The organism is Chitinophaga filiformis (genome assembly GCF_023100805.1).
In the GTDB taxonomy this organism is placed as follows: domain Bacteria; phylum Bacteroidota; class Bacteroidia; order Chitinophagales; family Chitinophagaceae; genus Chitinophaga; species Chitinophaga filiformis_B.
This window is the reverse complement of the sequence record NZ_CP095855.1, coordinates 3,334,833-3,356,489: the sequence shown is the minus strand read 5'-3', so window position 1 is coordinate 3,356,489 and position 21,657 is coordinate 3,334,833. Positions and strand designations below refer to the sequence as shown.

15 protein-coding genes are annotated in these 21,657 nt (G+C 46.0%); 10 read left to right on the top strand and 5 right to left on the bottom strand.

Features of this window, described 5'->3' with window-relative positions:
* Positions 1-140: 140 nt before the first annotated feature.
* The 8 genes from MYF79_RS13395 to MYF79_RS13360 all read left to right on the top strand — a co-directional run bounded on the left by MYF79_RS13395 (position 141) and on the right by MYF79_RS13360 (position 8,395).
* Entirely contained in the window at positions 141-1,259 is a 1,119-nt protein-coding gene (locus tag MYF79_RS13395) for an ankyrin repeat domain-containing protein (RefSeq protein WP_247814400.1), read from the top strand.
* Positions 1,260-1,314: 55 nt separating this feature from the next.
* Positions 1,315-1,845, top strand: a complete 531-nt coding sequence (locus tag MYF79_RS13390; protein WP_247814398.1) for a hypothetical protein — start codon at positions 1,315-1,317, stop codon at positions 1,843-1,845.
* Positions 1,846-2,046: 201 nt separating this feature from the next.
* The gene (locus MYF79_RS13385; RefSeq protein WP_247814396.1) at positions 2,047-2,874 is read left to right on the top strand and encodes a hypothetical protein; all 828 of its coding nucleotides are present in this window, start codon (positions 2,047-2,049) and stop codon (positions 2,872-2,874) included.
* 230 nt (positions 2,875-3,104) lie between these two features.
* Complete coding sequence (locus MYF79_RS13380; protein ID WP_247814394.1) at positions 3,105-4,160, top strand: serine hydrolase domain-containing protein; 1,056 nt, start codon at positions 3,105-3,107, stop codon at positions 4,158-4,160.
* A 122-nt stretch (positions 4,161-4,282) separates the two neighbouring features.
* Entirely contained in the window at positions 4,283-4,999 is a 717-nt protein-coding gene (locus tag MYF79_RS13375) for a hypothetical protein (protein ID WP_247814392.1), read from the top strand.
* A gap of 316 nt (positions 5,000-5,315) precedes the next feature.
* Positions 5,316-6,350, top strand: coding sequence for an MBL fold metallo-hydrolase (locus MYF79_RS13370; protein ID WP_247814391.1), 1,035 nt, complete (start codon positions 5,316-5,318; stop codon positions 6,348-6,350).
* Positions 6,351-6,503: 153 nt separating this feature from the next.
* A complete protein-coding gene (locus MYF79_RS13365; RefSeq protein ID WP_247814389.1) occupies positions 6,504-7,472 on the top strand; it encodes an NADP-dependent oxidoreductase in 969 nt (322 codons plus the stop codon).
* 5 nt (positions 7,473-7,477) lie between these two features.
* Positions 7,478-8,395 (top strand): helix-turn-helix domain-containing protein, encoded by a 918-nt coding sequence (locus MYF79_RS13360; protein WP_247814388.1) that lies wholly within the window; start codon positions 7,478-7,480, stop codon positions 8,393-8,395.
* A 410-nt stretch (positions 8,396-8,805) separates the two neighbouring features.
* On the opposite strand, the gene MYF79_RS32495 is transcribed toward MYF79_RS13360, so the two are convergent.
* Positions 8,806-8,991, bottom strand: coding sequence for a hypothetical protein (locus MYF79_RS32495; RefSeq protein WP_410688367.1), 186 nt, complete (start codon positions 8,989-8,991; stop codon positions 8,806-8,808).
* A 526-nt stretch (positions 8,992-9,517) separates the two neighbouring features.
* Here MYF79_RS32495 and MYF79_RS13355 point away from each other — a divergent pair.
* Together MYF79_RS13355 and MYF79_RS13350 are read left to right on the top strand one after the other, a co-directional pair.
* A complete protein-coding gene (locus tag MYF79_RS13355) occupies positions 9,518-14,392 on the top strand; it encodes a PKD domain-containing protein (protein ID WP_247814386.1) in 4,875 nt (1,624 codons plus the stop codon).
* A gap of 17 nt (positions 14,393-14,409) precedes the next feature.
* Positions 14,410-14,958, top strand: coding sequence for a dihydrofolate reductase family protein (locus MYF79_RS13350; protein WP_247814385.1), 549 nt, complete (start codon positions 14,410-14,412; stop codon positions 14,956-14,958).
* Between the two features lie 38 nt (positions 14,959-14,996).
* On the opposite strand, the gene MYF79_RS13345 is transcribed toward MYF79_RS13350, so the two are convergent.
* Genes MYF79_RS13345 through MYF79_RS13330 form a run of 4 tightly spaced genes read right to left on the bottom strand, consistent with a single transcriptional unit; the run spans position 14,997 to position 21,655 of the window.
* The gene (locus MYF79_RS13345; RefSeq protein ID WP_247814383.1) at positions 14,997-15,653 is read right to left on the bottom strand and encodes an OmpA family protein; all 657 of its coding nucleotides are present in this window, start codon (positions 15,651-15,653) and stop codon (positions 14,997-14,999) included.
* Entirely contained in the window at positions 15,650-17,149 is a 1,500-nt protein-coding gene (locus tag MYF79_RS13340; RefSeq protein ID WP_247814382.1) for a MotA/TolQ/ExbB proton channel family protein, read from the bottom strand. Before MYF79_RS13340 ends, MYF79_RS13345 begins: the two co-directional genes overlap by 4 nt.
* On the bottom strand, positions 17,142-18,143 hold the full coding sequence (locus tag MYF79_RS13335; RefSeq protein ID WP_247814380.1) for a hypothetical protein: 1,002 nt from the start codon (positions 18,141-18,143) through the stop codon (positions 17,142-17,144). The genes MYF79_RS13340 and MYF79_RS13335 overlap by 8 nt, the downstream gene beginning before the upstream one ends.
* Positions 18,140-21,655 carry a cell division protein FtsA gene (locus MYF79_RS13330; protein WP_247814378.1) on the bottom strand — a complete coding sequence of 1,172 codons (3,516 nt, stop codon included), beginning with the start codon at positions 21,653-21,655 and terminating at the stop codon, positions 18,140-18,142. The genes MYF79_RS13335 and MYF79_RS13330 overlap by 4 nt, the downstream gene beginning before the upstream one ends.
* Between the last annotated feature and the right edge of the window lie 2 nt (positions 21,656-21,657).

The window sequence follows — 21,657 nt, the reverse complement described above, 5'->3', positions numbered from 1 at the left end:
GTGATTTACCGTTAGTATGTTAATTCCGTCAGGCATGACTGACATAGATGGCTCCGGATAAACAATGCAACTTTCACCCCTCTTGCCCTATTATGAATACTAACAGATATTCTCTATATTGCCAGATAATCTGAACCCAAATGTCCCTATTCAGCAAATTTTTCAAAAAGAAAGAAGAAGCCACGCCTCCGCAGGAGGAAAATCCGTTACCATGGATCGCACCAGAAGACAACCCCTGGCAGGTGAGATTATTAGACATGCGGCCTATTACTGAAACAATGCTCTCCACATCGAAAGATGAGCAGATGGCACAGAATGCTGTTTCTTACAATTCTGAAGATGGTCTTGTATTCCTGGAACAGTTACCGCTGGAAGAAGCGGAAATAGCAGCCAATCTTACATTCCCGGTAGATGGGAAATTATATCCCGGCGTGTTGTTTATTCCGCAGGTTATGGAACATAAATGGGCAATTTACTTCCACGACAACAAGCTGATATTTGTAAGAAGCTGGATGCGTCAGGTATATGTGACGGCCCAGACAAGGCAGGAAAACGGTATGCTCATTGTGGAAAGCATCCGCGGCAGCTTTGGCGAGGAAAAGCCTGCACACACTATATCGATCCTGCATTTCCTGATGACAGGCTATGTACGGAACCAAGTCGTACCTGCACCTTTACCGGAAGAGCTGAAAGACAACACACGAACAGCGGCAATGTGGAGCTTCTCTATGTTCGGTAACCTGGCCAAGATCGGTGTATTTGATGAGCAATTTACAGCGCCATCTGAAGAACCGCTGCGTTCCCATACAATGCTGCATATTGCGGTTGCAGAAGGTAACCTGGATGTTATCACCAGTCTGCATCAGCAAGGTTATAACCTGAATGCACTTGCCGGCGATGGCCTGACTGCGCTGCAATGGGGATTGGTGGCAGAAGATACCCTTGTGCTGGAACACTTACTGGCATTAGGCGCTCATCCTGATGCACGTTCTGCAGAAGGCGCCACTACCCTGATGAATGCTGTACAATCCAAAAGGCTGGATGTATTGCAACTACTGATAAAAGCAGGTGCAGATGTGAATGCGCAGGATGACCGTGGATTTACCGCCTTACACCGTGCCGCAGAAATGGGCTTGCTGGAAATAGCGGAAGCGCTGCTGGCAACAGGTGCAGACAAGCACATCATTGCACAGGGCCACACGCCGGTTTCACTGGCAGCAGCACGCCAGGAGGAAGCAATGATACAGCTATTACAATAGCAGCTTAAAGCCAAGGAGGAATATCTCAGTATTGTGATTTAAGATAGATCAGACGATGGATCAGACAGCAACTATTAAATTAATTGAACAGCATATGCTGAGCCGGCATGGCAGCCATTGGTTAACAGCCACCTCCGTAAAGCCGGCCTGGAAATACGCTTTTTATAACCCGGCGAAGAAAAATAAGGAAGGTGCCATAGTGATTAAAAGGGATTATACCATCTTGATCGTATATGCTGTGTTAATAGCGGGTCTTTCTACGCTATTCACAATAAAGCGCATTTATAGTCTGTTTTATTTCCTTCCGCTTGCCGTTATGCTGTATGCCTTTATCAGGTACTATTACAATAGTAACCCCATGATCGTTAACGCCACCGGTATCACTTTCAATTCCCATACTTACCAATGGAAAGATTACAACGGCGCATTTATCAGCTACACAACCCTGCATAAGAACCTCGATATACAATTGATACTGGTTGATAGCGCACACCAGCTTACCTACCTGAATATTACCGATATTGGAAAATGTAACACCATTGGTACCGCCATCAGGGATTTTCAGCCTGCTGAGTGGAAGTACTAATTAGTAAGCCCGACAGCGCTGCTCTCTTCAATATAAGCAGGCACTAAAGATTAAGTCGAACAAAAAATTTCTTCCGCTGTAACATTTCGGAAGACTGCTCGTTTTACCTACACAATAAAACCTATCTATCTGTTAACATTTATGTCAAAAAACTAAAAGCAACATCACAGCTTTTATCTTAATCAGTCAAATATTCAACCTATGAGAAAATTGTTTTTTAGTTCACTGGTACTCGGACTATTGTTTGTCGCATGCGATCCGCAGCCGGACGCCATTCCAGACCCCGTATATCCTCTTAAACTATTAGCAACTGACCTTACCGACATGGATAGTAGTGCGCTTAGTTATGACGCAGGCCGGAGACTGATCCTTTTTGAACAGCATGAACCAGCAGATGAATTTGCATCTTATCTGAAACCGGTATATGAAAACAACAGGCTTACAGCTGCCCTGATCGGCATATCGAAAAACGATATCACGCACAAGTTCAAGACTTTCGAATACAATGCTGTTGGTGAACTGATCAAAGCATATTCTTATGAATATGGCTTTGATAAATACGGCAGGTATGATAGTCTTGTATATAATGCATCAGGTCAAATAGCTACCATTTACGTTGCTGCCATTACTGAAGCAGGTGGTAGCGTCGCTCTCTTTCAAAAGAACGTACTTGAATGGGATACGAACAAGAATATCACCAAAAAGTATAGCATTGCGATGAAGGATGACAAGGAAACAAAAGACACCACTGTAACAGTATATACCTACGACAACAAGATTAACTACACGGCACAACAACCGATACTGTTCAACTTACAAATGGATGAACCTGCGGACGGACTTTCTGCAAACAATGTACTGACGGCCACTACCAGTTCCGGCAGTGACAGTGAGGTAATTTCCAATGTGTTCACATACGATAACGAGAACTACCCGGTTACAGTCACCACTACTACGAAGCAATTGTATAATGGCGTTGTAGTCGACACCAGGCAACACAGCCATAAGCTGACCTATGTAAAATTGTAATTCCCCAAAATCGGTTTAATAGGAAATGTCTCCTGGTTATATACACGGGTTTCATGTAGGACCAGGACCGTATTTACAAAGGGCTGACCCGAAAAGGGTTGGCCCTTTGTTCTTAGTAAGCGGTTTCCCGGAACTCCGCTCATTCAATTCCCATTCCTGAAGTATTCCTTCTCCAGCCTTGACAATCTCAAAAGCTTGGTATACATTTAACCAACCCAAATTGATACCACATGCATAAACTGCTGTTCATCATCCTTCTTTCACCATATTTAGCTTTTTGCCAGGAACCTGCTAATACTGTTTATCCGGATAGCAGCTGGCAGTTCGCAACTGATGCATCCGCAGCAGGATGGAACAAAGATGCCCTTAACAACCTTAAACGCTTCATTATAGACAGCAGCGATGCAACGGGCATGCTGGTAATACAATCCGGGAAAATACTATTTGATTATGGCGATGTTAAGGAAACCAGCTATCTGGCGTCATGCAGGAAAAGCCTGCTCTCTGTATTGTACGGACCCTTTGTAGCGAATAAGAGAATAGATCTTTCCACCACAATGGAACGATTACAGATTGACGATGTTGGTGGCTTGTTACCAATAGAAAAGAAAGCTACTATCAGAGATCTGCTCACGGCACGTTCCGGCGTTTATCATCCGGCGAGCAATGAGGGTGACGCCTCTGCCATGGCGCCCAAAAGAGGTAGCGTTAAACCAGGCAGTTTCTGGCTATACAACAACTGGGATTTCAACGTTGCCGGCTACATCCTGGAACAACAAACAGGAAGGACTATTTATCAGCTGATCGACTCTATACTTGCCAGGCCTTTGCAAATGCAGGACTGGAATATAAAAGAGCAACGCAAAACAGGCGATACAACAAGATCAAAATACCTGGCTTATCATATGTGGTTTTCAACAAGGGATATGGCGAGAATAGGCTACCTGATGCTCAGGAATGGCAAATGGAAAGACCAGCAGATAATTCCGGCGGACTGGGTTAAATTAACTACGTCTATCGTCACACCCTATAAAGAGGCAGTAGCAGCAAAAACAGCTTATTTTCATTTTGGATATGGCTATTTGTGGTGGATCTGGGATGCGCCTTACAGTAATGATCTTTATGAAGGCGCTTATTCTGCGACGGGCGCATATGGACAGTTTATCACTGTTCTGCCAAAGCTTGATCTGGTGGTGGCTTTTAAAACAAAATATGAGTACGGCAGGCAGGTTCCTACTGATCTGTACCTGAAGATCCTGGATAGGTTGATTGCTGCAAAAAGATAAACGAGCCCTGCAAGTGAAATAACACGACGTATGCTATCACGTTAACATCTTCTTAACCTATCGTCACCGGTTGAGGTGTACTTTTGACATAAAGTAATCTCTCACCTAATGAAAAAGATATCATGCAACAATTCAAAGTAGCCCCGGATAAATTATCAACATTCAAAAGGATCTTAATAAGGCGGACCATAATAATGATGCTGATTATGGGATGTTTCTGCCTGCTAGCCGGCAGTTTTATTTTTAAGGAAGATATGGCAGCAGGCGACTTAAATCCTCTTTTCATTTTTGTTCCTTTAATGATTGTTTTGCTCGGAGTATCAATGAACAAGAATGTCAAAAAGCTAAGAAAGACAGCAGAGACCTATACACTAACCATTACGGAAGAAATAATCTCCCGGGAACAAGCGGGCCTGCCAACTTTATTTATAAAGAGGAATGAGATCAGGAAGATAAGCAGGACAAGCACTGGTAATCTCCTTGTAACCGGCCCCGGTATGCTGCTATATATAGAGATTCCATCTCAGATCGACAATTATACAGAGTTATATGAGATCTTAAACAGCATCAAACCAGTAAAACAAGTGTCATATAATGAAGGTTTACTGGTCGCAGTAATAACAATACTTTCAGGTCTTGCCACCCTCGGCATTTTTGCAGGCCCTAACAAAGTGATTATTGCCATATGCGGCACGGTAATCTCTGTAATAATGTGCTTTTTTATTTATCTGATACTGTCGGGGAAATATGGTGATGAGAAAACCAAAAAGAAAGTCTGGATTTATATGATTGCTGCAATCTCCTATATTATAATAACAATCAACAAGCTATTAGAGTAAAAGCCCCCGGCCTTAGAACGCCCGCCTGCCTTACTACTATATAATACCGGCAGGTTTCCTTTCAAATTCGTATCAGTTTGTAGAAAACAGCCGGGTAGAAATGCGCAGTTTTCCCGCCGGAGCCTGTTTGGGCACATTCGGTAACACGCTCCTACGCCGGACGAATCCCCCCGGAAATATTTTCACTTTTTTTAAAATATATCCGCACCTGATTCGTCCATACACTCATATGAAGAAATTAATCAGGATAATTATCAAATGCCTGAAAATAGTGCTGGCCGTGCTGGCACTATTGATAATCACAGTTTTAATATATATGAGACATCCACTATTCGGGAAAAAACCTTCGGGAAAGAGATTAGAATTGATCAAACAATCGCCACATTACAAAGACGGACAGTTCCAGAACATCCATAATACACCGCAACTTTCAGAAGGATATAGCATGGGCGGCGTTCTATATGATTTTATGTTCAAAAAACGGCTACGCCTGCGCCCGGTAGATTCACTGCCTTCGGTAAAGACAAATTTGCTGACCCTCGCGCCGGAGCAGGATGCACTGGTATGGTTTGGCCACTCCTCCTATTTTATACAGGCAGGCGGAAAGCGCTTCCTGGTAGATCCCGTGTTTTCCGGTAGCGCCTCGCCTTTACCAGGAGGCACTAAGGCTTTTAAAGGAGCTGATATTTATACCACTGACGATTTTCCGGCAATAGATTACCTGTTCATATCGCACGACCATTACGATCACCTGGATTATAAAACGATGCTCGCGTTAAGGGACAAGGTTGGTAAAGTCATCTGCGGACTGGGCGTGGGAGAGCACCTGGAAAGGTGGGGCTACACACCTGACCGGATCATAGAGACCGATTGGTGGCAGGATGTGGATCTCGGGAATGGATTTGTGGTACATACCGCTCCTACCCGTCACTTTTCCGGCAGAAGCTTTACCCGGAATAATACACTCTGGCAGTCTTATGTATTGCAAACACCGGCAATGAAGATCTATATAGGCGGCGATAGCGGTTATGATACTCACTTTGCGGAGATAGGCAACAAATTCGGCCCGATAGATTTCGCTATCCTTGAAAATGGCCAGTACGACCTTGCCTGGAAGTATATCCACATGCAGCCGGAAGAGGTGTTGCAGGCAGCAAAAGACCTGAAAGCAAAAAGACTGCTGCCCGTGCATTCTTCCAAGTTTACGCTGGGCAATCACCCCTGGGATGAGCCTTTACAAAGATTGCGGACCATTGCAGATATTCCGCTGGCTACACCTATGATAGGTCAGCTGGTAGATCTGCACAATGATCAGCAGGTATTTGAGGAATGGTGGAAGGGGGTGAACTAAGAAAATCCCTGGCAGCACGCAAGCCATTGACTAAATCAATCAACTTTAGGGAGGGGCGTACCAACCATTGCCGGGCGTTTCAACTGAAACAAAAGGTATTCAGGCTAAATCTAACTCCCCGCCGGCATAGACCTTTGTAAAAAAATACAAAGGATGAAAGCTATCAGAATTCATGCATTTGGCGGACCTGAGCAAATGCAACTAGACGAGGTACCACGCCCTGTTCCTGCGGCCGACGAGATATTGGTAAAAGTATATGCAACAAGTGTCAACCCGGCGGATTACATCATTCGCCAGGGCGGGAATGAAATTCTAAGGCCCTACCTGAAGCTGCCGCTGGGCCTTGGCTTAGATGCAGCCGGTATTGTCGAAGAAACAGGCAGCGAGGTAAGAGATTTCAAAAAGGGTGATAGGGTGTATGGGGTACCGAATTTCCCCGGCGATGGCAGTTATGCCGAATACCTGACAGCAAAGGCCAGCCAGTTTGTATTGATGCCGCGGAATATCAGCTTTATAGAGGCCGGATCGCTGCCATCCTGTGCGCTGACTGCCTGGAATGGCATTGTGGATCTGGGTAAGGTGCAGACAGGTCAACGCGTGTTGATCCATGGTGCGGCAGGGGGCGTAGGCAGCCTGGCGGTACAGTTCGCGAAAGCAATGGGCGCCTATGTGATCGGCACGGCATCGCCACATAACTTTGATTTCTTAAAGGAACATGGCGCTGACGAAGCGATTGACTATAACAAGCAGTCGTTTGATGATTTACATGGCAAGATCGATGTCGTATTCAATGCCTCGCCAGTGAGAGATCATGCAGCCAGATTAAAGTCGGCCGATGTTTTAAAAGAAGGCGGTATTTTTGTATGCACACAACTCGACAGCCCGTTCGCGGAAGAGCTTACAACTGCACTTGCCAGCAAAAATGCCAGGGCAGCACATGTCGGAGTGGGGCTTGCTTATGCGTCTAACCTGAGTGGAACAACTCAGTTAATTGAAGCAGGCAAAGTAAAGGCGGTGGTCAGTAAAATTTACCCATTGCAGCAGGCAGCTGATGCACATCGTGAAAGTGAGACCAAACACGTCCGGGGGAAAATAGTACTGAAAATAAGGGACGAAAACTAACTCTTATGAAACGTTTCAGCACGATCAGTGAATTTCTGCAATTCAGACAGCTGCCTCAACCAGCACACCCATTGATCTGTGTGTTTAAAGTGGAATCTGTTGAACGTCTGCGCATAGAAGCGCCTACGAGCTGGCTGCATGATTTTTATGCCATTGCTTTAAAAAGAGTGGCCAATGCCCGGGATGCGCAGTTGAAGTACGGACAACAACAGTATGATTTCAATAACGGGATTATGTCTTTCGTAGCGCCGGGACAGGTCTTAAGCTTGTCGCTCGACGATCATGTTAAAGCGATCAAACAATCAGGATGGATGTTGCTCATCCATCCTGACTTTCTTTGGAATACCTCTTTAGCCCAGACCATCAGGCGATACGATTTCTGGGACTATACCGTACATGAAGCCCTCTTCCTGTCTGAAAAAGAAGAAGCTACGCTGGTACGTATACTGCAGGACATCCAGCTGGAAATAGATGCCAATACCGATAAGTTCACTAAGAACATCATCATCTCCCACATAGAGACTTTGCTCAATTATGCCGACCGGTTCTACCACCGCCAGTTTATTACCCGTGAAAAAGCCAATCATCAAATACTCGGACGCCTCGAGCAATTGCTGAATGATTATTTTAACAGCGATGAGCTGATCGGCAAAGGTTTACCGACTGTTGCTTATGTTGCACAATCCTTAAACCTGTCACCGAAGTATTTAAGTAGTCTGCTCAAAGTCCTGACCGGACAAAACACCCAACAGCATATTCACGGGAAAGTGATTGAAAAAGCGAAAGAAATGCTATCAACCACTGATCTGTCAGTCAGTGAAATTGCCTATGAACTGGGATTTGAACATATCCAGTCGTTCAGTAAGCTGTTCAAGGCTAAAACTAATTTGTCGCCAGTGGAGTTCCGGCAGTCGTTTAGTTGAGGTTGTATCAGGCCTTGCGAATACCCTCGGAACCAGTATGAGCCGCCATCTACTGTTGCTTCATTTATCAGAAGGGCTATTTACGGAACACTCTTGATTGGGTCTTCCAGTACCAGCGATCATATATAAAAAAAACGATACCTTTGAAACAAAGTCCTTTACCGTGAAATATGTCTCGCTGATAGCAGCACTGATCTCCACTGCCTTTTTTTTAATTGCTGCAAAAATGGTGTACGTTTTACCTATTACCACACCCCCTCCTTCTGGTTGTGGAATGGCAGGATTTATCGGTATGGTCTTTCTCTGGATTGCTATTATTATGCTATTACTTAGCGGCTGGTTATGGTGGCGAACAATTGCCCGCTTCCGGCGTAGAACCGAACAGCGGTAGCACCACTGTTACAACTCACTTAATTGTAAATTTGGCACCGACATAATAGCATCATGAGGCATCTGATAACCTGCTGCTGTAAGAGAATATCCGCTACACCCTCCGCTATCACCATTGTATTGGCCGGCTCTGAATTCGTTAATACAATAACTGCTGAACTTTCTTCCGGAAACCTGTAGTACATAGCCCTAAAGCCTGGCAACACGCCACCATGATAAACAGCCTTCCGGTTCTTATAGCGGCCAACATACCAGTCATATCCACGTTGCTACGGCCGCTCCGGACACCGATGGATAAAATCTATTTAAATAACGGAAGAGTCAACTACTCAATATTGTGAAAGGTTCATAACGGTGGCGGTATGGAATGTTCCAGGCCACCACACGCCGTCGGATAAATGCATGAAAACAACTGAAGCGTTTACTACTCAATATTGTTAATAATAGGCAACACTATTGGCTGATAAATCGTTGGGGTCGCTACCGGAATCACCCCAACGGAAACATTTCAGCTATTTTTCAAAGAAAATAAAAAATCTTTAGGGGCCAGATATGCTAAAATAAATTAGAATATGATAATAACATTATCTCTTGCATACACGAAATCAATTTACTATTCTTCCAGCATGCTCTACCGTTATAACACAGCCCATAACTCACTAATACTGTAACACTTGCGTGCTATAATCATTGGCATAGAATTTAGTTACATTCATATCCGAACCATATGCTATGCCCCTAAAAACCGAAACAACTTTAGGCAATGTCCTCACATTTGCTATACTCTGGAGCCTACTCTTGCTGACTACTGTTGCACACGCACAATTGAAAGCAGATTTCACTCCGAGTAAGACAAGTGATTGTGAAAGTCTTATCACACAATTCATTGATAAGTCTGACGGTAATCCTGTTTCCTGGCAATGGAACCTGGGTAATGGCTTCACATCTACAGAGCAAAGCCCCAGCGCCGCTTATACTTCTCCCGGCACTTACAATGTAACGCTGACAGTAAAAAATGCTGCAGGCAATACCAGCACTGTAACCAAAACTGTTACCGTCTGGGCCAAACCTGAACCGGATTTCAGTGCCAGCCCCGCCAGTGGTTGTATGCCGCTTACTGTTGCTTTCACCGATAAATCAGATCCTGTAGGAGGTACCATCACTGCCTACAGCTGGGATTTCGGGGACGGCGTTCTCGGCACAGGCAGCAATCCGGTGCATACCTACAAAGATGTATTGATGCCTACCGTAACGCTTACTGTTACCAATAGCAATGGATGTACTGCCTCAAAAAAGGTCAGTAAAATTGTAGAGGTGGCAGCCGCATTGAAGGTCAACTTCACCGTATCTGACAACCTGGTGTGTAGTACTCCCGGTGCAATAACTGTTAATAACACCACCACCGGCCCCGGCAATCTTACCTACCAGTGGGACTTTGGCGATGGCGCTACTGCCTCCGGAGCGAACCCTGGTCCGCACAACTATACTACAAAAGGGGTTTACAAGATAAAGCTCACTGTTACCAGCGACAAGGGATGTACTGATACCAAGACCTCCGAAGATATCAAGGTAGCTACTTTTACATCAGACTTCCGCGTGCCGGCCTCTCTTTGTGATAACAGTTCTGCTACCTTTATCCCACTCAACACACCACAGGCCGATAAGGTTACCTGGAGTGTTGATAAAGGCAGCATCACCGCGAATGGTGTTTATACGCCGGCGGGCACAGGTCCTGTAAAGGTGACTATGACGGCAACTTACGATAAATGCCAGGAGACGATAACAAAAGACGTGACGGTGACCGCTGCTCCGCAGGCAGACTTTACGACCAATATAAAACCCATCTGCGATGCCCCGGTTACTGTGAACCTGATCAATAGATCGCAGGGCGCTAACAGCTGGAGCTGGGACTTTGGCAACGGACAAACATCCACCCAACAAAACCCTGTTGTAACCTACAGCAACCTGGGAACTTTCAATATCAAACTTACCGCTACCAGTGCATCAGGTTGCGCTGCTACAGCAACACAAAGTATAGATCTGGTAAAACCACGGGTGGATATCAATGCCAGCGTGCCTACCGGTTGTGAAGGGATTTCTACCAGGTTCACCAGCTACATCACGCCGGGCGATTCTATTATAAGTTATGAATGGGATTTCGGCGACGGCAGCCCCAAATCGACAGAGGCGACTCCCACACATACCTACGACAAGGAAGGAAAATACGCCGCATCACTGAGTTATACCACCAGGAATGGCTGTAAAGGCACGGTAAGTTTTCAGTCGGATAATGCCATCCGTATTTATAAAAAGCCAAAACCAGATTTCACATCGCCGGAAGCGCCCACAATCTGCGGTAACAACACGGTACATTTTGAGGCGACGACAGATGTTGGTAACAAATGGACATGGGATTATGGAGATAATTCAGGAGATGTAAGCAGCTCAAAAAGTACTACACACAGCTACAAGCGACCAGGCACCTTTACGGTGTCGCTGAGCGTTTCCAACTACACCTGCAGCAGCGAAAAAGTTACAAAGGTTGGTTATATCACCGCAGTAAATCCTTTTTCACGCTTTACCATGCAGCCGGTCGACTGTAATAACAGAACAGAGATGACCTTCAATGACAAGTCCATCGGCACTGTTACCAGCTGGAAATGGAGCTGGGGCGATGGAAAGGAAGATGCCTACACGACCAAAACAAGCACCATCAAACACAAATACGCCCAAACCGGCACCTACAAAGTGAAGTTAACTGTCTCCGACGGGTCCTGTACCAGCTCCGACTCTATGATGGTCCAGGTTTATGCACCCTCACCTGTTACTATCACCGCAGATAAAGCAACCCTGTGTGGCAGCGATACGCTCAAGGCAAGTGTAACGGCTATCAATAAAGATATCTATGGCTTAAATGTATGGTCCTACAGATGGACCTCTTCAGACAGTACTCCTGCCGAGACCAGCAATTACCAGAACGCCGTTTTCCATAACCTGCTGCCGGGTACCGACACCATCCGCTTTGTAGCGTATAACCTGCAGGGATGCCCCGATACCAGCAACAGGATCGTTGCGAATGTACATGGACCGGTGGCAAAATTCCTTGTTCCTCCCCCTGAATGCCGGACTACGGAACTGACATTTACCGACAGGACAAATACCTCCAAAGGCAAGCCTATAACCAAATGGTCATGGGATTTTGGCGACAGCAGCGCTGCACAGGTATTTACTGCTGCTCCTTTCAAACATACCTATAACCAGTCGGGGTACTTCTATCCTAAAATGACCGTCACAGACCAGGATGGCTGTACCAGCACTGCCTCCGGCCCCAGAGTACAGGTGAATGGCCCCAACGCAGACTTTGCCCCAAGCGCCTTACTGATACCACCGGGCGGAAATGTGCAATTCTATAATTATACGACCGAAACCGGCGGTACTGCTACCTACCATTGGGACTTCGGAGACGGTACCAGCTCCGCAGATAAGAGCCCTGTGAAGAACTATCCGAAAAGAGGCGTATATACAGTGACGCTGTTTGTAAGGGATAATAATGGTTGTAGCGACAGCGCCCAGGCACAGATCAAGGTCTCTACCATTAGTGCCAGCTTTACTGTTACTACTTCTTTCGTAAATAATAGTGAATGCCCTCCGGTGATCGCCAAATTCACCAATACGTCTATGCACTATAAGAGCTCGTTCTGGTATTTTGGCGATGGCAGCTTTTCAACTATCGATAACCCATCCCATACCTACACCAATGCCGGGAAGTATAAAGTAAGATTGAAGGTGATAGGAGAAGCCGGCAACGAAGACATCTACGAACAGGAACTGGAGGTTAAAGGCCCTTATGGTACGATTAAGACGTCTTCCAATGGCGGTTGCCTGACGAAAGATATCGAATTCAAAGTATCGGCAATTGCAGCGTATCATTTTACGTGGGACTTTACAGATGGTATTGTGAGCGAAACAGGAGATTCTGTCATTAAGCATACCTTCAAAAATCCGGGCATTTATCAGCCACGGCTCATACTCTCCGATTCGGCTGGTTGTAAAGGAGCAGCCTTCCTGACTGATCCTATCGTGATAGATAAACTGGAAGTGGAAATGACGCCTTCTCCGAAATTTGTATGCGACGAAGGCTGGGTTTCTTTTGCACCGACATTCAACAGCTTCTCCATCGACTCCCTGAAAAAACAGGCGAAATACAAATGGACATATGAACCGGGCGTTCGTGCAGAAGACGATACTACCGCCAATGCCCGCTTCTATGTGAATAAGGCACAGGATTATAACTTTACGCTCACTACTACCACGGCTTATGGGTGTACGCAGTCGGTGACGGAAAAGGTGACCGTTTATCCTAAACCGGACGTGACCATCAGCGGTCCTGCGCAAGCCTGCCAGGATGCACCGGTAAGCTTCAGCGGAAATGTGACAAAGACACCTGATGTGATCTGGAACTGGACCTTTGGCAATGGTAACACCGCTACCGTACGGCAACCTGATGATCAGACCTTCAGTAAGACCGGCCCTGCAGATGTATACCTCATTGCCACCAGCAGCAGTGGCTGTACTGACACGGCATATCACACGATCAATATCATGCCTAAACCTGTAGCTAATGCTACTGCAGCATCCGAGGTGGTATGCCTCGGCGCCGGCACTACGCTGAACGCGACCGGTGGTGTTACTTATGAATGGTGGCCCGCTGAAAGCCTTAACAATCCGAAATCAGCATCCCCACTTGCAAGCCCCAGCGTCAACACCACCTACCAGGTAGCGGTGACAGACGCCAACGGCTGTAAGGATACCGGCGATGTAAGCATCAGCGTAGCATTGCCATTCAGGGTACTGGCAACGCCGGATACCGCCATATGCCAGGGACAAACAGTACCTTTACGGGCATCCGGCGCAGATCGTTATGTATGGAAGGGACAATTCCTGGATGATGCCAACAGTCCGAATCCTAATGTGACCATCGCAGCAGCAGGAACTTACACCTACGAAGTAACAGGTTACGACGATGAGGGTTGTTTCACGCACGACACCTCCCTGGTAATAACGGTCAATCCCGCTCCTACTATTGACGCCGGGCCTGACCGGACAGTAACAGCAGGAAGACCGATCACACTTCGTACACAGGCCAGCCCGGATGTGGTAAAATGGAACTGGAGCCCGGCGGAATACCTCAGTTGCACCACCTGCGCCGTACCGGAAGCTTTACCCAACCTGTCTACCACCTACAGAGTGGAAGTAGAGAACAGATTCGGCTGTAAGGCGACCGATGAAGTGGCCTTCAAGATAACCTGTAATGAGGGCGCTATATTCCTCCCGACTGCCTTCTCTCCCAACAGGGACGGCCAGAATGAATGGTTCTATCCTAAGGGACGCGGCGTAAAAGAGGTGGTATACATGCGGGTATACGACAGATGGGGCAGCCTGGTGTTTGAGCGGATGCATTTCCAGATCAATACCGCCAACGCAGGATGGGATGGTACCTGGAAGAATCAGGTAGCACCAATCGGCAGTTATGTATATGCGATTGAAACGCTTTGCGAGGAAGGTGGTAAATTCATGTTCACAGGTACTGTAACGATAGTAAGATAATGATCCAACAACATAGCATGAGAAAAGTAATTGCAGCAATAAATATGACGCTTGACGGTTTTTGCGATCATACCGCCGTCAATCCGGATGATGAAATACATGAGCATTACACAGAACTGCTAAGTAAGGGAGGCGTTGCGCTATATGGAAGAACAACTTATCAGCTGATGGAATACTGGAAACCCTTTGTGCAAAAACCTATGGGCAATAAAGCTATGGACGATTTTGCCGTGGTAATGGACAAGATTGAGAAAGTTGTTTTTTCCCACACCCTGAAAAGTGTAGACTGGGAAAGTGCAAGATTGGCAACCCGGAGCCTGGAAGAAGAAGTACTGGCACTGAAACAGCAGCCGGGTAAAGATATCCTGGTTGGCAGTCCGGGCCTGATCATCCAGTTAATGAACCTTCAATTGATTGATGAATGCCAGTTATGTGTTCACCCTGTTATAGCAGGAGGAGGGTTGCCATTGTTTAAAAATATAAGTGACAGGACAACGCTTACCCTCTTAAAGACAAAAACCTTTGGCAGTGGTGCAGTGCTGTTGTACTATGAACCGGTAAAATAAATAAAGGGCTTTCCGGCATAATGGGAAAGCCCTCTCATTCACCTCACATCACCAATCTTCGGAAATATCTGTATCAGAAATCGCTGGTTATCGGCCTGCAAAGGCAATCGCCCGATACCGCCCCATCCATTACCTGCTATCTGTAAGTCTACCAGCTCCTCATACTCACTGGCCTCAAAGTCTATTCCCTTCGATTTCCAGTAATCTTTTAACTTCAATGCCCGCTTGTAGCTTAGTTCATAGTTATGCAGCTCCTCTCCTGTCCTGGACGCATACCCCGCTATTACCACCACATAGGACACCTGTTTCAGCCGCTCATCCGACGCCCGCTCCTGCTTCAGGTGATCAATGATAGATTTCAGCTTCAGCCCTGCTTTTTCGATGTGACTGATGGTCTGCTCATAGTTATCCAGCTGCCCCGGTATTAACTGGTACTGATCATTTTCAAACTTCACGTCAAACGCCAGTTTAAATCGTTTATACTGTTGCTCGTAAATAAACAATGATGTCTCCGTTTTCAGCGGCTGCAGGTTTGCTTCTACAGTTTCAATAATTTTCAGCTTATTTGCCTGGAGCTGGATAGTCGCGTTCAGCCTTACATAGGTAAGAATATACAATACCAGCATCACAAAGAACAGGCTTGTCATCAGGTCTGTATAGCTGGGCCAGAAGGTATCTGATTTTGAGGTATTCATCTTGCAATCGTCTTTTTACCTAACAGTTTCGTAAACGACCTGGTAATGCGCACAGAGATAGAGCTTTCAGATATATTTTTGATCAGGTGCAGTTCTGCTATCATCCTGGTGAACTGTTCATTAAACCCATTGAACATACTCATGTGGTTACTGCCCTGGCTCTTCAAAACCTGTAAGTGCTCATTCATTTTCTCTAACTGGCCCAGCTTCTCGAGGTGCTTCCATTTTTCATAGTAATCGTTCTTTATCTGGTCAATCTCTTTCAAGGTGAGCTGCTGGATCTCCATGATCCGTTCCTGGGTAAACTCCTTCAACAGCTGCAGGCTGCCATCCAGGGTATTGCCCACTCCATTGACGGCTTTTGTGATCAGCTGATGACTATCATCCAGTGAGCTGTAGTGCTGCTGCAGGAAACGCATCAATTCATTGTTCTGCGTAAATACCCCCACAATATTGTCTCCCAATACATGCAACTCTTCGGTCCTGGTCATCACCTGTCCCATCTTTTCGGCAAATGTCCGTGCGCTGCCTACCAATTCGCTGATATTGGTTACGTATTCATTGAATGCCTTAAACTGCCCGATAGATGTCTGTAGTTCCTGTAATATGACAACATTGGCATTTGCAAAATTGACCACATCCATCCTGTTGAGCGTATCCAGGATGCGCTCCTGCGACTGGATCGTCTGCACATGTTGTCCCATAGCGCTGCTCAGCTGGTATACATTACTCTTAAACTCGTCATTGAACTTATGCAGGTTGTTCTGCAGGGAATATAAGGTGGAATTAATATTCTGATTCAACAATGGCATCAGGTCTGTCTGGATAAAAGTATAGAACTCATTCCGGCTATCCTCCACTTTCCGCTTCGCCCGTTTGAAAAAGAGGCTATTCGTTGCCAGGGTACATAACAATCCCGCAAAGCTGGCAACCATTGCGATCTTTACGCCACCCAGCAGTAAATGAATGGCCATACCTGCACTGGCAGGATCTCCCGCCAGGCTATTGCCGGATATCTGGATGAGCCCCAGTACAATTCCCATAAAGGTACCCAGCAATCCAAGGTACAGGGGCAATGATGCGGCCTGCTGAATATCATTTTCCACCACTGCCACGTTTCTCTCCACCATGTCTTTAATAAGGTGAAAATCTGCCGCTACGCCTCTGTTCCGAAGCAAATAAGTGTTGATGTTTGTCAATATCTTTTCTGTGACATGGTTTCCTTTGTCCTTCTTCAATACCAGGTCCACATACAACAGCTCTTCCTCTTCTTCATTGCTCCGATTGATATATTCCCCGATATTCTTCAACACTTCAGCAGGATGTAATTGAAACAGCCGCCTTGCCAATCCGACGTTGATCACCTCAAATTCCTCGTGTGAGGGAAATATCTGTTCAAAGGTCCTTATCCGCCTTAATGTCGTTACAAACACTGTCACCTGCAACCCTATAATAGATATGACACCCAGTATCTCTATTACCTGTACATTATTCATATCTTATAACGGCTTTGTCTTTAATGATCCATTTTTCATTGTCCAGTATCGCAATACCCTGCTTCCGGGTTACAATATTCCTGATGTTGGAAGATGGCAGGTTCTCCTCGTCGCAGGCAGGTTTAATATAGCTTTCAATCACTTTGATGATCTCACTGATACTGGCGCCGGTGGTATGCAATTCAAACCTGGCCTCGTTCCCTCCGGGTTGCAGGGTGAACTTATATACCGTATTCTCCCTGCGACTGGACTTTGCACTGGATGGAAAGTAATTGTTGGTAGGGCCCGTCATATAAAAAGTGTTCGCTATTGACTCTTCCACAGGAACAGACGAAACTATTTTAGGCGAGGGCTGCGTGAGTTTCTCCATGTTGCTTTTCAGCGTAGTGCATTCATCCATCATCCTGGTCAGTGCAGGATTTGAATTAATCAGATGCTCTACCTCTGCCCTGGTGATCCCCGTTGGGAGCTTTGCCTTCTCCCATGTAAAATCTTTTTTCTGTGCCTCAAGGTCTGCCTGAATCCTGTGGAGCCTCTTATAGATATTGCCATTTGTCTGGAAAACATAGACGGCCAGGCCAATTATGAATACCGGCGACAGCCATACTATCCACCATCTCCAGTCATCCACCGGCAACAGCGCCGGCGCTGTTGCCGGTGCTGAAGATATTGCAGCAGGCGCTTCCTGCGGAGAAGGTGTAGCCGAAACAGTATCAGCAGCCTGCGCGACAGCTATTTCAGCCGCCTTAGCGCTATCAGCCGGTTCAGCCATCACATTCTTTTTTTCATGTTCGGGCGCTGTCTCTTTCCTTTTCTCTGGCGGAGCTTTGCTCTCCTTTCTTTTTTGCGGGCTTTCGTCTTTCCTGGCAGCTGTCTTTTTAGCAGTATTCTTCTTCACGTTCTTCTCCGTCACGGTCTTAGCCGCCGTTTTCTGCGCTAATACACCGTTATGAAAAAAGCATACAAAGATCAGTAAGGTGATAATTCCTTTCATGAGTTAATGAGGTTAGTTTCGTGATAAATTTTATAGGCCAGCCTGTTCAAAGCCCCTATCAATGGATAAAAAAACAAGGTTTCTTCAAGATCAACATTAACGTTCCCTGCCAGTTCCTTCAGCTTTTCCTTGATGCCGCTCTGGAGATCGTTCCTTACCCGGCCCTTCAGCAACTGCTTATATTGCTCAAACCTGCTGGGATTTACACCAAAATTGCGGAAGTAATTAAACTTATGATCCCATTCAAAGAACTTATCGATATATTGAGTCACAGCTGCGCAAACATCCTGTATCAGCTGCTCGTCTTCCAACTGGCTGTACTTTAGCGTCGTCTGCGGAATGATGCGGTCCTGTTTTCCGCCTACCAATACGCTCCTGATCTCATTCTCCAGATTATGAAAATGTACAAAGTCAGTGCATTCAAGACCACCCTTGCAGGTAATCTCCTTGGACTTATCATTGAACCTGAATTCAATTTCAGGGCAGTCCTGCTCAAACACATCAGCAAAAATGATCCGGGTAAAAGCATTCAGGGTATGCAGGTTAGCCCCGTCTGTAAGCCTCACCAGCCTGGCGCCATTGCCGCTAAAAGTGATGAACTCGGGCACTTCCAGTCCCTTTGCCTTCATAAGTTGTGCAACATGATATATAATTGCTGCATAGAAGAAGATTAATACAAGTTTCAATTCACCCTCATCCATCAGCATCCTGGAGAATGAAAGCGAGACACCTTTGTCCCTGAGGACCTTATTATCTTCCAGGGAGAAGAAAAACTCGATCAGCTCAATGGAGTTTGAGTTCCGGCTCTTCAGTTCCTCTAACACTATACTCAGATTATTGCCTGTAATGTTCTTCAGCGACTCGCTGATACTTGTTTCGAAGCGCTGGACGAAACCGTTTGAATTGACGTTGCTGCCATAGCCATCTCCGAATATGGCATTTGATGCAAATTTGAAAGAGGTTAACAGGATAGGCAATTCCCCCTTATAAGCCACAATATCAGTTGTACCACCACCAATATCTATATTCACGGCACTTCTGTCGTGCGCCCTTACATTCTCTTTATGATAATAATAATAGAAGGGAGCAAAGGATTCAGACATGCAATGCAGCTTATTGGCGTCACCGAAATATCTTTTGTAGTAATCCTTCCAGGCATTGTCCAGGAAGGTTCTCCTGTAAATGGTCATACTTGTTGGATAAAACCACACAATCTCTGTGGCAGCCAGATCTCCGCCATTGATCAGTACCTTATTTCGTATCATGAGCATTAGCTGTTTCATGAAAGCCCTTGTTCGGCGCTCAAATCGCTTTTGGTTCCTGAACTCGCCCCATTTCAGGTTGGAAGTAATCTCTCCTCCATACTGCACCACTTCTTTTAAGTATCCAAACGGAATATTCAGATCAGCCAGCGCGAAGTTGGCTTCATCCGGATTAAAAGATCCGTTGTCGCAGATCACCGTGCGCTGTGGGAAACGATACTGGTTACCCTGCCCTATCGTAAATGGCAGGAATTCTTCCCTCACCACTTCAGTAAGCGCAATAGCACCCAGGCCCAGTCTGGCCACTTTCAGCGCCGCCAGTGTCCGCTCGTCCGGTGCATACAGCGTACCTACCTGTACATCGGCTGCTGTAATATCGAATGGCCGTGGCGATTCGTTACTGATCTTATACTCAATATGCGTATTCGTCGTACCGAAGTCAATGGCAAACTTAAAGGCCTTCCCGGCTGTTTGCTGCGGCACGAACAATGGTATAAGCAGTGCCCTGGCCGTAGTATTGACAACTTCTATAAAGTCAAAATTATTCTCCAGTATATTGTATTGCGTTGTGACACCCTCCTGTTTATGCTTATTGCTGCGGTGACGGGGAGGAAGCATGTTAATGGCTTTCAGCGGCTGCGTCTCATCATAGAAATTCAGTGTATAACTGTTATGCTTTGTCAGCACTTGTGTATCCCTGTCTACCAGCATTATTCTATAGTGGGGCTTAATATTGGGATCGCTGATCCGGAGGAATGGAAATACTGCCACGGTAAACTGGTGCTCAACGATAATTCCCTGGTTATTCGCTTCATCCGGCAACTGGATCTTGTCGCTGAATTGATTCACTATATAAATGCGCGACATTTCGATAAACCGGCCATTCCTGACAGGAATTCTCAATATCACCTTTACTCCTCCGGGCATCTGCACCATCTCGAAGCGCTTCTTGCCATCAGACACGGTACGTTGCAGATCTTCCAGGGTAAAGTACCTGAAATAATCCTTTTTAATGGGCAATGCATAACCATGATCACTATCGCCGCTACGGATCGTATAATTGCCGTCAAAGAAACGCTTCGTGTCAATAGGATAAGGCAGTTTTACCAGGTAAGGCTCCAGGAAATCGCTCACCGTCAGGTAAGGATATTTTACATGTCCCTGGTTCGGCAGCATCCTTTCAGATAAGGGATCAGGGTCGTATGCAGGCACCTTCTTATGATAGTCTTTCTGCCACAGCCCTCCCACAAATTTCATGTGTTCATTGTAGGGTTCCATGGGAAGCACACAGGGCATGAGACCTTCTACCAGCCGGGAAGCATCCATGACAAAATCATTCTCATCGGAGAATTTCACCGTGCTGTATTTCCTTGATCTCAGCGGATGGCGTAATATCTCCGCATTGTTGCCTACTGAATTCACCGGGATCTTCTGATATTCCTTTTCATAAAATCCGGCGTCCAGGTTCCGGATAATCGTTCGCTGGTCTTCCCCCAGTAAGGGGAAGCAGGTATCAAGATATGCGTCTACATCGGGAAAACGGCTGGAGAACTGGGGGAAAGATGCCTTTAATGCATACATAAACGTGATAAAGTCCTTATCTCTTTTATGTAAAGGGCAGTATTGGCTGTCAAATACCTTGTCGTTTGCAAACGTGATGTCCACGTAAGACAGGTCATTGGCAGAAGAAAAGAATAAAGTAGAGGGTGAAGTGCCCCCGATGATATTAATGGGCTCAGGGCCGTTCTTAAAATTAAGCAGGTAGAAATGGCTCAGGTGCGAAAAGTTAAAGGCGGCTTTATCCTGTGCAATGTATGTCTTCAAAGTCTCTCCCAGCAATTTATGCCTGGCATCTTTGGACCTGATCAACATGCCCAGGTCACTATCATCTGAAATTTCAATATCATTGCCATTGACGGAGATGCCGGCGTTCCATTCTATGATCTCTATCTTATCGGTGAGTGCTTCGATATTAAAAAATATATTCGCAATGTCCAGGCAATCTGATATGATGCGATGATAGATAGTAGTACCATCTATCACGCCACTAAGGTTTACATTACGGAAGGCTGTTCTTACGAGGTCCATCCTTGCGAATGGCGTAGGGATAGAAGTAATTTGCGTATTGGCGTCTGCCCCGGCGGGATCGCTGATGGAATTGATAAACGTATCGTGCAGATGCCCTCCTGTATCCTGCCAGCCTTCAATATTTTCAGAAGCCCCCTTATGTAGGCGAAAGATCTTGCTCATAA